Source organism: Thalassotalea sp. SU-HH00458 (genome assembly GCF_040362795.1).
Lineage (GTDB): Bacteria > Pseudomonadota > Gammaproteobacteria > Enterobacterales > Alteromonadaceae > Thalassotalea_H > Thalassotalea_H castellviae.
On sequence record NZ_BAABWW010000001.1, the window covers coordinates 66,059 to 80,953 of the forward strand.

12 protein-coding genes are annotated in these 14,895 nt (G+C 39.0%); all 12 read right to left on the reverse strand.

Annotated elements, in window-relative coordinates; translation table 11 throughout:
- Nucleotides 1-13: 13 nt before the first annotated feature.
- Nucleotides 14-1,795 (reverse strand): DEAD/DEAH box helicase, encoded by a 1,782-nt coding sequence (locus tag ABXH06_RS00300; protein ID WP_311577580.1) that lies wholly within the window; start codon nt 1,793-1,795, stop codon nt 14-16.
- Between the two features lie 300 nt (nt 1,796-2,095).
- Nucleotides 2,096-2,920: a DUF4097 family beta strand repeat-containing protein gene (locus ABXH06_RS00305; RefSeq protein ID WP_311577583.1), complete on the reverse strand. Its 825-nt coding sequence runs from the start codon at nt 2,918-2,920 to the stop codon at nt 2,096-2,098.
- 209 nt (nt 2,921-3,129) lie between these two features.
- Nucleotides 3,130-4,578, reverse strand: a complete 1,449-nt coding sequence (locus tag ABXH06_RS00310) for an NADH-quinone oxidoreductase subunit N (protein WP_353516899.1) — start codon at nt 4,576-4,578, stop codon at nt 3,130-3,132.
- Between the two features lie 2 nt (nt 4,579-4,580).
- Nucleotides 4,581-6,017: a complex I subunit 4 family protein gene (locus tag ABXH06_RS00315; RefSeq protein WP_353516900.1), complete on the reverse strand. Its 1,437-nt coding sequence runs from the start codon at nt 6,015-6,017 to the stop codon at nt 4,581-4,583.
- Complete coding sequence (gene nuoL, locus ABXH06_RS00320; protein ID WP_353516901.1) at nt 6,014-7,882, reverse strand: NADH-quinone oxidoreductase subunit L; 1,869 nt, start codon at nt 7,880-7,882, stop codon at nt 6,014-6,016. Before nuoL ends, ABXH06_RS00315 begins: the two co-directional genes overlap by 4 nt.
- Nucleotides 7,883-7,890: 8 nt before the next feature.
- Complete coding sequence (nuoK, locus tag ABXH06_RS00325; protein WP_353516902.1) at nt 7,891-8,199, reverse strand: NADH-quinone oxidoreductase subunit NuoK; 309 nt, start codon at nt 8,197-8,199, stop codon at nt 7,891-7,893.
- Nucleotides 8,196-8,726 carry an NADH-quinone oxidoreductase subunit J gene (gene nuoJ, locus ABXH06_RS00330; protein WP_311577597.1) on the reverse strand — a complete coding sequence of 177 codons (531 nt, stop codon included), beginning with the start codon at nt 8,724-8,726 and terminating at the stop codon, nt 8,196-8,198. The genes nuoK and nuoJ overlap by 4 nt, the downstream gene beginning before the upstream one ends.
- Nucleotides 8,723-9,238 (reverse strand): NADH-quinone oxidoreductase subunit NuoI, encoded by a 516-nt coding sequence (gene nuoI / locus ABXH06_RS00335; RefSeq protein WP_311577601.1) that lies wholly within the window; start codon nt 9,236-9,238, stop codon nt 8,723-8,725. The genes nuoJ and nuoI overlap by 4 nt, the downstream gene beginning before the upstream one ends.
- Complete coding sequence (gene nuoH, locus ABXH06_RS00340; RefSeq protein ID WP_353516903.1) at nt 9,238-10,209, reverse strand: NADH-quinone oxidoreductase subunit NuoH; 972 nt, start codon at nt 10,207-10,209, stop codon at nt 9,238-9,240. Before nuoH ends, nuoI begins: the two co-directional genes overlap by 1 nt.
- Nucleotides 10,202-13,063 carry an NADH-quinone oxidoreductase subunit NuoG gene (gene nuoG, locus ABXH06_RS00345; protein WP_353516904.1) on the reverse strand — a complete coding sequence of 954 codons (2,862 nt, stop codon included), beginning with the start codon at nt 13,061-13,063 and terminating at the stop codon, nt 10,202-10,204. The genes nuoH and nuoG overlap by 8 nt, the downstream gene beginning before the upstream one ends.
- Entirely contained in the window at nt 13,050-14,351 is a 1,302-nt protein-coding gene (gene nuoF / locus ABXH06_RS00350; RefSeq protein WP_353516905.1) for an NADH-quinone oxidoreductase subunit NuoF, read from the reverse strand. The genes nuoG and nuoF overlap by 14 nt, the downstream gene beginning before the upstream one ends.
- Nucleotides 14,348-14,881, reverse strand: a complete 534-nt coding sequence (nuoE, locus tag ABXH06_RS00355) for an NADH-quinone oxidoreductase subunit NuoE (protein ID WP_353516906.1) — start codon at nt 14,879-14,881, stop codon at nt 14,348-14,350. The genes nuoF and nuoE overlap by 4 nt, the downstream gene beginning before the upstream one ends.
- Between the last annotated feature and the right edge of the window lie 14 nt (nt 14,882-14,895).

The window sequence follows — 14,895 nt, forward strand, 5'->3', positions numbered from 1 at the left end:
CTAATATTGGTGCTTAGTTTGCACGTCTTGGACGTTCAGTTCTATTTGAACGACGAGGACGATCTTTTACCAATGCTGCATCTGACACCGAAATCTCTAACGCTTGACGTCGAATGCGAACATTCTTTAATTGTTTAAATGACTTATCAGGCATACCTTTTGGTAACTGAACAAAAGTATGACGTTCATGTAAGTTGATTTGTCCAATGTAGCTACTATCAAGTGAAATTTCATTAGCAATGGCACCAACAATATCACCCGGTTTAGCACCATGCTCTTTACCAACTTCTAAACGGTAAGTCTGCCAATCTACATCGTTACGCACTTCTTTCGCTTTACGAGGCGCACGTTCGCTGCGGTTATCCCTACCACGGCCTTCACCACGAGCATCACGACGACTATCATTACGACCACGACCGTCTCTATCATTACGGTTATCTGAACGCGCATCACGACGAGGCTTAGGATCTTCTTTCGGCTGTAAAGGTTGCTTTAATTGTTTTTGGAACAATAATGCTGCCGCTAAATCAGTCATCGAAAGTTCAGACTCTGCCGCCATACCTTCAATAATTTCGCGCATTGCCGTTAAATCTTTTTCAGCAATAATTTCAGCTATTTCAGTGCGTGTTCTTTCGATACGTTTTTTACCAATTTCTTGAATATTTGGTAAATCATAAGGTTTCACAACACCTGAAGTTAAACGTTCATAATGACGTAATGAATACATTTCGCGCGGACGAACAAACGATATAGATGTACCTTCACGACCGGCACGACCAGTACGACCAATACGGTGAACATAAGATTCATTATCACTCGGTAAATCGTAGTTAATGACTAACGAAATACGCGGAATATCTAAACCACGAGCAACCACATCTGTAGCGACTAAAATTGAGGAACCACCAGATTTTAATTGATCAATAGTTCGTTCGCGTTGCTGCTGGTTCATATCACCGTTTAACGCCAATGCAGGGTAACCTGCACGCTCTAATTTTTCAGCAACATCAACAGTATCGTTTCGGGTGCGTACGAAAATAATCATCGCATCATAATCAACAATTTCAGCAATACGTGTTAATGCAGTAATTTTTTGAATTCCGCTAACTTTCCAAGCATATTGCGTAATATTCGCTTTTTCTTTCTTAACCGCGGCAATTTTTACATGCACAGGATCTTTTAAGAAACGATTGGCAATTTTACGAATGCCAGCAGGCATTGTTGCTGAAAACAAACACATTTGTGTAGATTCAGGCACATGATCTAGTGTCCAAGTAATGTCTTCTAAAAAGCCCATGTTTAACATTTCATCAGCTTCATCAAGTACACAAACTTTTAATTGATCTAATTTAAGGCTCTTACGACGTAAGTGATCCATTAAACGACCAGGTGTGCCAACAACCACTTGCGCACCGCGCTCTAATTGTTGAAATTGTGGACCATAAGATTGACCACCATATAAAGTAGCAACCTTAAGACCTTTAATATTTTTCGCAAATGATTCAATGGCTTCAGCCACTTGCATCGCTAACTCACGAGTTGGTGCTAATACCATCAATTGTGGTTTTCTAATTGATGTATCAATTTTTGCTAAGGCAGGTAAACCAAAAGCAGCTGTTTTACCTGTACCCGTTTGTGCTTCACCTAAAACATCGTAACCTTCTAATAAAGGTGGAATTGTTTTTGATTGAATAGGCGTTGCATTCTCAAAACCAAGTGTTTTAAGGGCAGATAACAAGTTTTCAGGCAAACCAAGGCCATCAAAGCCTACAGAGGCATTGTCAATATTTAACATAAATTTTGTCTTCTCAATGGCAGGTATAGTTGTAAACTAACAACCCCTGCGTTCAATAACGAGGAAACCACCGGAAGACTCAAGGCACATTCTAAAGCTTAGTTAGGAAACTAGCTGGGCAAGTCTATTGGGATAACCCCACACTATAAATATATCAAGTACATCCAACGACTTGATATCGAGGCGCGCATTATACAGAGGTTAAAATTAGAAGCAAGGAAAACTACAAGAAACGTAAAAAATAACGCTAAATTATCGCAATTTAACGTTATTTACCGGCAAAATTGTGCTATTTATCGATTAGCTATCAATATTAAAACCACCTTTAACATTCTTGACTTTTAAGCCACCTGAGCCTGATTCTAAAATTTTCAAACCGCCTGCATTATCGACCGTTATACTACCTGAACCATCATCAATGGTTACCATACCGGTAATTTCTTTAACCGTTAAATCGCCAGAGCCGTCATCAAAGTCGGCACTTCCATCAATATTGCTCGCATAGATCGTTCCTGAGCCATCATCTACGTTAAGATTACCTTTGATTTCATGGATATTTATTTCACCAGAGCCATCAATAATTTTTAAGTTGCCAGTAATTTGACTCACATCTATTTCTCCTGAGCCATCATTAATATTAATATCGCCATTAATATCTTTTACCAACAGTCCACCAGAGCCATCTTTAATATCTAATTGACCGTTTAAGTTTTGCACGTCAATATCACCCGATCCGTCATCAATGGTTAACGACATAGATTTAGGAAGTTGTATAACCACATCAATATGTGGCGAGTCACCCACCCAAAAACCAGATGTACTATGGTTTTTAGCAACAAAGTAACCTGAATTCCCCGACTTATTTAGGGTAAGTTCATAATTGTCGGTATACTTTTTATCCGTATAAATATCCGCTGTTACTCTAATTTCAGTTAACTCTGCATTGCCTATCACGCTGAGTGAACCACTGCCGGTTTCAATATCTAAAGCGGTTAATTCACTCGCGTCTATAGAAAGTTCTTTTTGCATATGAAAATCTGCGCGAGAAGGTGACGAAGCAATGACTACGCAACCACTCATTAAAGTAGTAAGAGTTATGGCTGAAATTATTTTTATATGTTTCATCTACGATATTCCTTGAATAATAAATAAAAGATCAACGTTCTGATCCTTTTTAGCAAGAATATATACAAACATCACGCCAACATATTTTTTATAAGATTAACAATACGTTAGTAATTTTTTTACTATTAAGTATGTTGTTAAATGACATATTAGTCGTCAAGAAAACAATTAGTTTGTGAAATTAACCAAGCCGTTATTTTATAAAAGGGTTAAATCGCCTGTAAAACACTGCCGATAGCATTAGGGAAAATACCAATCGCTAAGCCGGTAAAAATCAATAATATAACCGCACACTTTTCCAGTATTGACATTGAAGCCGGAGGCAAAACATCACGAGGTTTTTCCAACGAAAACAATGAAAATATAACCGGTAAATAATACGCTAAAGCAATACCGCTGCCGATAATTAACGCGGCTAATAACGCCCATAGTGCCTGATTTGCCGCTAAAGTGATTAAATAAAACTTACCGATAAAACCTGCAGTTAAAGGGATGCCAGCAAGGCTTAACAAAGAAAAAATGAGTAACGTGGCCCTCAAAGGTTGTTGCCAAAATAAACCACGCCAATCATTAATCGTAATGTCTTGATACACCTCACTATCGCGATTCATCAAGGTAATAACTGTGAATATTGATGCATTAGCTAAAAGATAAGCCGTTAAATAAAACAGCACACTTTGCCACGCCATATTTAAACCTTTGCTGTCACTGATCAGCAACACGATTAGAAGATACCCCATATGTGCAATAGAAGAATAAGCCAATAAGCGCTTAATAGATTGTTGTTTTAATGCCAAACTATTCCCAACTATCATCGATAAAATGGCAATCCAAGCAATAAATTCAAACAGTTTATCATTTTGTAATAACATTAAATTTGTAGCGGTATAACAGCATTTTAATAACACAATGAACATCGCACATTTAGAGACGGTCGCCAATAACATAGCCACAGGGGAACTCGCCCCTTGATAAACGTCTGGTGTCCAAAAATGAAAAGGCACTAAAGATAACTTGAAGGCAACTCCTGAAAAAAACAGCATAAAACCAATTTGATATAGCAAAGATATTTTCAATAAAGTGACATTTTCCAAGCCAGTTTGTGTAAAGCTTAAATCCCCCGTTTGGGCATACATAAACGCAATACCAAGTAACATAAAACTTGATGCACTGGCACTTAATATTAAATATTTAAATCCAGTTTCTACGGCATTGGGCGCTTTTCGACAATAACCAACTAATCCAACAATGGCGATGCTTAATAATTCAAAACCTAAAAACAAACTAGCAAAATGATCACTAACAACTAAAATTCCAGCACCCAATACCACTAGTAATAATAATAAATAGTATTCATCATGAACGTCTTCGACTTGTTTAAGCATAATTTTACTTAAATACAAACAAACGATACTGGCCGATAACACTAAAATAAAAGCAAAGCGGCTATAGTCATCAACCGCTAACAACATAGTTACCGATATTTTATCAAAACCAAAACCATGAATAGTTGCGACCAAAGAAAGGATTAAAGTGAACAAAGTAAAGTTTGCGATAAGTTGCTGACTTCTTCGCCATGCAACTAACAACATAGCAAGAACAATGCCTGCGGCAATTATTAATTGTGGGACAATCATACTAAGGGCAAATAAATCCATGGTTATAGCCCTCCATTAAACGAATATTGCAAAATTAAATTGGGAAATAATCCGAGCACTAACAGAAAGATAAACAGACTTGTTGCAATAAACCTTTCTCTTATCGATAAATCAATAAAGCTATTTTTTACCGGGCCTTGAAAACTAGATTGAAACAGTAACATGCCATAAATTGCTGATCCGATAATGCCTAAGGCCGCTAAAATTGTGATCAAAGGGAACCGTTGAAAAGCGCCGATTAAACTATAAAATTCACCAATAAAATTCGCTAAACCTGGCATACCAAACGCTGCGACTACAAATGCCAAAGCAAAGCCTCCCATCACGGGGGAGGCTCGCCAAAAGCCTCCCATTTCCCTTAAATCTCGTGAATGGATCCGCGCATAGATCATGCCTGCAAAGGTAAATAATGCCGCACTGCTCAAACCATGAGCGACCAAAGTAATAATCACCCCTTGAAAAGCATTCGCATTAAACGCGAATAACGCCAACATCACAAAGCCCATATGACTGATACTGCTATATGCCACCAAACGTTTAAAATCAGTTTGTGCAAAGGCCATTTTGGCGCCATATAAGATGCTTATTAAAGCTAATACAGCGGCAATAGGCGCAAATTCCTCACTAGCTTGTGGAAATAAGACGATAACAAAACGAATGAGTCCATAAGCTCCTGTTTTTAATAAAATGCCGGCAAGTAATACACTACCTGCCGTTGGGGCTTGTGTATGAGCATCAGGCAACCAACTATGAACAGGAAAAGAAGGTAGCTTCACGGCAAAAGCAATAAAAAAACCTAACATTAAATAATAACTATAATCAGCAGGAAGGGTTAATGTTAACCAGTCTTGATAAGCGAAACTTAGTTGGCCTTCTTGCTGTTGATGAATAAAAGCCATTAATATAATGGCAATAAGCATTAATAAACTACTTACTTGCGTAAAGATGAAAAATTTAATTGCTGCAAAATGACGGTTTTCATGACCCCAAATTGCAATCAGTGCGGTCATAGGTAATAACATCACTTCCCAAAAGAAGAAAAACAAAAACATATCTACCGCGGTAAAAACCCCAATAATGCCAGCGATGGTGGTTAATAAATTAAAATAATAGAAACCTTGTCGGTGCGTGATCTCACGCCATGAAATTAAAATGGCAACCACAGTGAGTATGAAAGTAAGTAATAATAGCAAGATACTTAAATGATCTAAGGCAATCATATAATGGATATTAAAAACAGAAATCCATGTAACCTTAGTGAGTAACACTAACTCAGCATAACTTTCTGGCGAGGTGGCGATGTAAAGTGTAAAACAACTTCCAAGTATGATCGTGGCTAACAACGCAATAAACTTTGCTTGCCCTGTCCGTTTGGTTTCCATATACCACGCGAAACCACCTGAGAAAACAAGTCCGATCATCAGTAAAGAAATGATCATAATAACCAGCCTCCTATAAAGCAGACCAAACCAATAGCAAAAGCCGCAGCATACCAACGCATCAAACCATTTTGACTATAAACTAAGATATCTCGCCATAGGCCAACATACCATGTAATACTCATGATGCATTGATCGACCACATCACGTTTATTTAAGCGTGCGATAAAAACAAAAGGTTTAATAAACACTAATTCATATAAATGATCAAAACCAAGCCCTGAAAAACAATAGCGAACAATCGGGTTTTGATTTTCCTTTAGTTGGGCCTGTTGATAAATATTAGGCTCTGCACTGCGGTACTGACTAAAATAAAACCAGGAAAATACAATGCCAACAATTGGAGTTGCAATCGCGACACTGTGTAACCACTCTGGCTCAACGACATTGTTTACACCTTGAGTTGCGTTAACAAACACTCCAGACAAATCAGGTACAAGAAAACCACCAACAAGTGATAATAAAGCTAAAGTAATTAACGATGCTTTTAACCCCTTATTTGATAAGTTTGTCACTGAATGACTAAAACGTTCTTGACCAAGAAAAGCAATGAAAAATAATCGACAACTATAAACACTGGTTAAAAAAGCGCCTAAAATTGCACACCACCATAATGCTTGTCCTGCCGTTGTCGAGGACCAAAGTTGGCCAATAATAGCCTCTTTTGAGAAAAAACCTGACGTTCCCGGTAACGCCATCAGGCAGATCAAACCAATAATAAACAAACTTGATTCGAACGGTAAACGCTTTAACACACCACCCATTTTAAAAATATTTTGTTGGTGATGTAGTGCATAAATAACCGCGCCTGCCGTTAAAAACAACAAGGCTTTGAAAAAAGCATGGGTCATTAAATGGAAAATCCCCGCAGACCAAGCGCCAGCACCTAAACCTAACATCATATAACCAATCTGACTCATGGTGGAATAAGCTAAAACCCGTTTGATATCAGTTTGTACCAGTGCCGAAATACCGGCAAGAAGTAAGGTAATGGCTCCTATCCAAGCAACATAATTCATCACTTGAGGAGACAAAATAAATAATCCGTTCATCCTAGCAATTAAATATACACCTGCCGTGACCATAGTAGCGGCATGAATCAAGGCACTGACAGGTGTTGGTCCAGCCATAGCATCAGGTAACCAGGTTTGTAATGGCAGTTGTGCTGATTTTCCTACTGCGCCGCCCAACAATAATAAACAAATCCAATAAGCGTCATTATTACCTACTTGCCATTGAGCGCTGGCAAGTTCACTTACATCAACAATATTTACACTTCCTAACGCATTAAAGAGCATAAATAGCCCTATAGCCATAGAAGTATCGCCAATACGCGTCACAATAAACGCTTTTCTTGCTGCTAATACATTGGCTTTTTCTTGATACCAAAAGCCAATCAATAAAAAGCTACATAAGCCAACACCTTCCCAACCTAAATACAGTAAAACTAAATTATCAGCTAAAACTAAAATAAGCATCGCTACGATAAATAAATTCATATAGGCCATGAAACGGCCAAAATTTTCATCTTCCTTCATATAAACTGCGGCAAAAAGATGAATAAGAAATCCCACGCAAGACACGACACAAATCATCACCGCAGACAAAGCATCTAAGTAAAAAGAAAAATTGACACTGACAAAGCTATCGCCATCACTGAGAGAGAACCAACGCCATAAATGTGAAGTTATCACGCCATCTGGGGCTTGGTTTAAAGCATTAAATAACACTAAACTCGTGATAGCACACAACAACATAGCCCCGACACTCAGCACACTGGTTTGCCACCACGACAGTTGTTTTTTTAATAAAATGATCAACAAGAAGCTGATTAATGGGTAAAAAGGCAAAAAGCTTAATAACATAATATCTCCTACCCTTTTAACTGGCTTAAACAGTCGATATCGAGCGACTTAAATCTTTGCTGTAAACGAATAAGTAACGCGAGGCCAACGGCTACTTCCGCAGCGGCCAAGGTTAAAATTAAAATAAACATGACTTGTCCATCAGCTTGTTGCCAAACGCTGCCTGCTCCAATAAAGGCAACCCCAACTGCATTTAGCATCACTTCTAAACTCATCAACATAAAAAGCGTATTTTTTCTGACGATCACACCAAAAAATCCAATGCTGAAAAGAATACAAGCCAAAATTAAAACGTGCTCCAGTGGAATTGCTGTCATAAATGACCTCCTTGGGCGTCAGGTTTTGCATAATGATAACCAGCCACAAGACCGGCTAATAAAAGAAAAGAAGCAATTTCAACAGCGAGTAAGTACGGGCCATAAAGCAGAATGCCTACATCTTTGGAACTAATGACGGTTGCATTAAGTTGCTGTTGAATGTCAGCACTATCAAAAGAAAGCAATAAGGCCAACAGCAAAAATACAGCTAAGAGACAAGGACCAAGCCAAATAGTTAATCCCGTACTTTGAGGGGCATATTTGGTTTCATCATTTTTTAAACCAAACATCATAATAGCAAAAACAAACAGCACTAAAATGGCGCCGGCATAAACAATCACTTCTAAACCGGCAGCAAAAGGAGCCCCCATTAAATAAAAACAAACAGCAACGGCGAGTAAAGACACCACTAAATACAATAAAGCATGAACGGTATTTTTTTGTGTGACAACTTTTAAACTCGCGATAATGGCAATTAAAGCAGCAAGATAGAATAAGGTTTCAATTGAAGCAAAGCGTGTAATCATGGCATTAACCCCTTCACATCTATCGGCGGTTTCTCTTGGAGCCCCTCCCCTTTGTCTTTGTCTTTTATTTTGATGCCTGACTGTTGATAAAAACTATAATCAGGGTATTTACCAACGCCTTTAATTAACAAATGTTCTTTTTCATACACTAAATTTTGACGGTCATATTCAGCTAACTCAACATCAGGGGTTAATTGAATGGCATAGGTAGGACAAGCTTCTTCACAAAAACCACATAAAATACAACGCGAAAAATTTATCCGAAAAAATTCAGCACGTTTTCTTCCGTCATCATCAATCGTTTGCTGAAGAGCAATGCAATCAACTGGACATGCAACTGCGCATAAATTACAAGCAACACAACGCTCCTCACCGTTAGGCTCTCTTGTGAGAACAATACGACCTCGGTATCTTGGCGCGAGATACGGTTTTTGTTCGGGATATTCAACCGTATCTGCCTTCGTAAAGGTATGTTTTAACACCAACCACATGGTTCTTAATTGACTAAGCATTACAGCACCTCCATCAGTTTTAATGCAGCGGTGACCAATAAATTAAAAAGCGCCAGAGGTAACATAACAAGCCAACCAAAGGCTAATAACTGATCAAATCTTGGCCTAGGTAATGAGGTACGAAGTAAAATAAAAAATAAGATAAAAAAAGCAATCTTCACGACAAACCACACTATTGGCGGTAACCAAGTATCTAATGGTGCAGGCATTAACCAACCGCCAAAAAATAATACCACTGACATCGCAGAGATTAATGTGACCCCTAAATATTCACCTAAAAAGAATAAGGCAAATTTTAAGCCTGAATACTCAGTATGAAATCCTGCTGTTAATTCAGTTTCCGCTTCAGGTAAATCAAACGGCAAACGATGACTTTCAGCAATCCCTGCCACTAAAAAAACAAAACAACCGATAAATTGTGATTGAATAAACCAACCATCCGATTGTGCCAACACCACTTCGCGTAAGTTAAAGCTTCCTGAAAGCAATACGACTCCCATAACAGATAAGCCCATAAAAACTTCGTAACTTACTGTTTGCGCTGCCGCTCTCATCCCGCCAAGTAAGGCATATTTAGAATTAGAAGCCCACCCCGCTAACACCACGGAATAAACTGCCAGTGATGCCATGGCCAAGAAAAACAACAAACCGATATTGAGATCAGAAACCCCTACATCAGGAGCAAAAGGGATGACCGCAAAACTCATCAACACACATACCGCACCAATTATTGGCGCTAATACAAAAACGAACTTTTCACTAAAAGGTGGGATCCAATCTTCTTTACCGAGAATTTTTAATAAGTCGGCAAACGATTGCAAAATACCAAATGGCCCAACACGATTTGGCCCTAAGCGATCTTGCCATATTCCTATCATGCGTCGTTCAACCCACACCAACATGGCAGCCATTGGGATCAACAAGGCAATAATGATAGATATTTCAACTAGCTTCCATATCATTTCAGGCATTATCTAACCCTCCAGAGACTAATCGAATTGGAATATAAGCATCTTGTGCTTTGAGTTTTTCAAGGATTAACGCTTTATCTTGAGTCGCTTTTTGTTGTAAATGCTGACATTGGTTTTGATATTTTTCTACTTGATGCGCACTTGCAATGGAAACAGCAACTTTGCTATAGATTTGATTAGGTAATTGATCAATATCACCATAAATTAAATCTCCCAATAGATTTTCATCTAACAATAGTTGTGCAATATATTGTCTTTTCTCACCCGTGCTTGCAGCCGTAAGATCAACACTCACCCAGTGATTTTCAACTAACTGTCGTTTAGCTATTTCAGTAGATGACATAAATATCTTGTTGACTTTATGCAACAAAGCAAACTCCGGATTTAACCCCGATTGCCAACCACTACGATGCCAAGGTATTTGAGGATGAAAACATTGCTGATGCTCGCTTAAGGGTGCTCGTCGCTCTATCACCGCTTTAATTTGGCTGAAATCAAAAAACAAAGCGTCGGCTTGATGGGTTAAATGACCCGCCACTTTTTGTTGATATTGATGTATAGATTGATTGGAATTCCACCCGGGAGACCAAGTAAAAGGCATTTCAGTGGCATGATTTAAATCGCTACCTTCCATTGAAAAACGATAATCGCCTTCGCTTTGGCTAACTTTCGCTTCGTGTACACTAATATTGGCCATCTTAGCCGTACGACCACTAGCACGATGAGGCTCCCTAGCAATCGGTTTAATCGCGTTAGCTTGATAAGCCGTCGACTTCGTAATTGGCCAATTATCGTCATGTTGATGAAAAAGTTGGTGAAGCTCAGTAAGCGAATGTACCTCTTGGGACAGAGCATGTTTAGGATACATAGCTTTGGCAATTAATGTTAACCAACGCCAGTTCTCTTGCACAGGTAAAACACAGGGGTGCACTTGATAAAAAGCTTGGATTTGACCTTGATAGTTAACGAAATGTCCATCGCTTTCCGTTATCGGCGCAGCGGGAAAAACAATATCAGCCAACGCCGTTATTTGGTTGTCACTATGATCTAAACAAATAATGGTTTTATCTGTCTCTTTTAAACAATTAAGCTGTGATTGATTCATCACTTCAAGCTCGTTTTCTAACAAGATAATCCCATCGATATCACTATCATTATCGGTTAATTTATAAATAACTTGTTCAATCGATAAACTGCTTTCATCCATCAAAGCTAATTGCCCAACGCTATTAGCTTCAGGCGGCAATAAAAGTGATCGCAAGTTTTTTTTAGCTCGAGACAAAACGGTCATGAATTCAATTGATGCGTTAAATAATGCGGGTGATTGGTGACTCCAACCGCTAATTATTAAAGGTTTTTTAGCCGTTAATAATTTATTCAGTAAAGCAACATTATCATCACTGACTTTGGCCAATTCATGGTTGTTTTGAATTAAGGTCGAAAATAAATGCAGCAGTTCAATGCTGTCTTGCGTGTTTTGCATCAGCACAGCTTCAGCAACATCGTCTAATTTGGTTGCTTTACTTTGCAGTAAGAATAATGGTGACAGTGCACTCCCCCCTATGGTTCTCACTGCACTGTCTTGCCACGAAGGTACGCCTAGTTTATCTGCTTTTTCAATGCTTGCATTGCGCAATGCTTGACGCACCGCAAGCGCAATTCTTGGTGCTGTTTGTGTGATATCTTCATCAATAATAAGCACAAAATCACTTTGCTCAATTTCAGCTATACTTGGCGCTTTATGGTGGATTAAAAATTGTTGATGTAGTTCTGCAAAAACCATTTCATTATGGCTATAACCTAAAGAGAAATGACTTTTACCGACAAGTTGTTGCAAATAATAGTTAGCTTCAAACGAGGCACGCGCAGAACCAACACCGATAAAATTCTTTCCTTTGTAATGCACTAACGCTTTACTTACCTCTAAGCGGGTCAGTTTCTCAGGAGACTGTTGCGAAATACCTTTGGCTTTGCGCAATCGTATTAACCCATTGACAAAACCGATGCCAAATCGTCCTTTATCACACAAAAAATATCCATTTAAGTCATAATTATAACGATTCATTACCCGTCGAACGCTGCCATATCTCTCGCCTACACTGGTATTACAGCCCACAGAGCAAAAAGCACATATTGAAGGTGCCGATTGTAAATCCCATTTTCGAGTGTAATGAGCAGAAAAAAGTTTATTGGTAAATACGCCTGTTGGACAAACTTCTATTAAGTTACCACTGAATACACTTTCTAATTGCCCTTCTTCTTGGCGACCAAAGCAAACTTTATTGCTGGTGCCGTAAACACCAAAGTCAGTACCTCCCGCATAATCTTTATAAAATCGAACACACCGATAACAAGTGATACAACGGTTCATTTCATGACCAACAAATTCACCTAAATGTTGATTAACAAAGGTTCGCTTATCACCTTTATATTCGCGAGTACTATGCCCTGTCATGACAGTCATATCTTGTAAATGACACTCACCGCCCTCAGCGCAAACCGGACAATCATGGGGGTGATTAGTCATCATGGCTGAGATGACTTGCTCTCTAAAAACTTCGGACTGACTGTCTTTTAAACTAATGCGCATGCCATCGGTTACAGGTGTTGTGCAGGCCATGACTAAACGGCCGCGTTGATCATTTTCGTCTTGGTATTGCGTCACAGCGCATTGTCGGCATGCCCCCACAGATCCCATTGAAGGGTGCCAACAAAAATAAGGCAGGTTTAATTTTTGAGAAAGCACGCCAGCGAGTAAATTGTCGTCACTGCTTACTTGATAGGGGAGATCATCAATATACACTGTGACCATAGTTGGCGTGTTGTTATCAGCACTCATCTTAGTAAGCTCCATGATAAGGGCAACAACCTTGTTCTATGTGTTGCATAAATTCATCATTAAAATATTTTAACGCGCTTTTTAATGGCTCAACTGCTCCTGGGGCTAATGCACAATGGGTTTTGCCTATCCACATAAAATCACATAACTTTAACAGAGAATCGATATCGTCAATCGTGCCTTTCCCCTGTTCAATGCGAGTTAAAATTTCAACCGCCCAGGGAGTACCATCACGACAAGGTGTACACCAACCACAGGATTCTTGTGCAAAAAATTGTAATAGGTTTAACACCATTGCCACCGGACAATTCTTATCGTCTAAGACAATTAATCCCCCAGTACCTAAACGGCTTCCAGCTTTAGCGATAGAGTCATAATCCATCGGTGTATCTAAATGTTCAGGCAAGAGAAAATCAGTTGATGCACCACCGGGTAACAAACCTTTAAGTTTCAAGCCTTCTTGCATACCTCCGGCGTGTTTATTTAAAACTTCATCTATCGTCGCTCCCATGGGTAATTCCCACAAACCTGGATTTTTTATTCGCCCACAAGCACCATATATTTTGCTGCCAGCATCGCTATTTGGGGCAAGGTTAATAAACCATTCAGGGCCATTTTTTAAAATATGAGGAAGGTTACATAAGGTTTCGACATTGTTCACGATCGTCGGTTTGCCAAATAATCCCGCCACCTGTGGAAATGGCGGTTTTGCACGAGGATTAGCGCGTTTACCTTCCAGCGCATTAATCAACGCAGTTTCTTCGCCACATATATAGCGACCGGCACTCGTATGTAAATATAAATCTAATTGATAATCACTGCCTTGAATATTTTTCCCTAGCCAATTGGCTTGATATGCCTCTTTAAGTGCAGTTTCGATACGTTGTGCCGCGAGATGATATTCTCCACGTAAAAAGATATAAGCTTTATTAGCGCCTATGGTATATGCCGCGATAATCATTGCTTCAATTAATTGATGAGGAACCCCTTCCAGTAATAAACGGTCTTTAAATGTGCCTGGCTCCATCTCATCAGCATTACAAACTAAGTACTTATTTTCTTGGCTACGAGGATCTGACTCATCATAATCGGGTACAAAACTCCATTTCATGCCGGTAGGAAAACCTGCACCTCCTCGGCCCTTTAACTGAGATTTTTTTACAATGTCGAGCACCTGTGACGGACTATATTCTTTCAATGCTTTTTCAGCGCCTAAATAACCACCTTGTTGATAGTAATCTTTTAAATTAAGTGGGGACTGTAGGTTCACTAAATGCGTTAATGGGTGTGTTAAGGCGTTCATAGTTCTACCTCAACGTTTTGATTTTCATTTTGTAAAGCGGTAATTATTTCAACTGCTTTTTCCGGGGTTAACTGCTCATAATGTTGCTTACCTATCATCATAACAGGCGATTTATCACAACCGCCTAAACAAACATTTGATAGTAATGTAAAGCGATTATCTTCCGTTGTTTGTCCATAACCAATATTAAGATGTTGTTCAATGGCGTGAAGCACTTGTTGATAGCCGGTTAAATGGCAACTGACACTATTACAAAGATGGATCACATACTTGCCAACCGGTTGTCGATAAATCAAATTGTAAAATGTCGCAACACCTTCTAACTCTGCCGATGACATTTTTAAATAAGCAGCGATAACATGTAACGATTCATCACTGATCCAGCCGCGATGTGATTGCACCACTTTTAAAGCTTCAATACCTGCCGCCTCGCGAGTTTCCATAAGACTAATTTCATGCTCAATGTCCGCCAACTCTTGTGAGGTTAAGTAATCTGTTGGATGTACTGTAATTGTTTTAATAATTTCCAATGCAACTTCCTCCG

Bases quoted from the DNA above. Each gene is read 5' to 3' on its own strand.
- ABXH06_RS00300 (WP_311577580.1), bottom strand. From the start codon at position 1,795: ATGTTAAATATTGACAATGCCTCTGTAGGCTTTGATGGCCTTGGTTTG.
- ABXH06_RS00305 (WP_311577583.1), bottom strand. From the start codon at position 2,920: ATGAAACATATAAAAATAATTTCAGCCATAACTCTTACTACTTTAATG.
- ABXH06_RS00310 (WP_353516899.1), bottom strand. From the start codon at position 4,578: ATGGATTTATTTGCCCTTAGTATGATTGTCCCACAATTAATAATTGCC.
- ABXH06_RS00315 (WP_353516900.1), bottom strand. From the start codon at position 6,017: ATGATCATTTCTTTACTGATGATCGGACTTGTTTTCTCAGGTGGTTTC.
- nuoL (WP_353516901.1), bottom strand. From the start codon at position 7,882: ATGTTATTAAGCTTTTTGCCTTTTTACCCATTAATCAGCTTCTTGTTG.
- nuoK (WP_353516902.1), bottom strand. From the start codon at position 8,199: ATGACAGCAATTCCACTGGAGCACGTTTTAATTTTGGCTTGTATTCTT.
- nuoJ (WP_311577597.1), bottom strand. From the start codon at position 8,726: ATGATTACACGCTTTGCTTCAATTGAAACCTTATTCTATCTTGCTGCT.
- nuoI (WP_311577601.1), bottom strand. From the start codon at position 9,238: ATGCTTAGTCAATTAAGAACCATGTGGTTGGTGTTAAAACATACCTTT.
- nuoH (WP_353516903.1), bottom strand. From the start codon at position 10,209: ATGCCTGAAATGATATGGAAGCTAGTTGAAATATCTATCATTATTGCC.
- nuoG (WP_353516904.1), bottom strand. From the start codon at position 13,063: ATGGAGCTTACTAAGATGAGTGCTGATAACAACACGCCAACTATGGTC.
- nuoF (WP_353516905.1), bottom strand. From the start codon at position 14,351: ATGAACGCCTTAACACACCCATTAACGCATTTAGTGAACCTACAGTCC.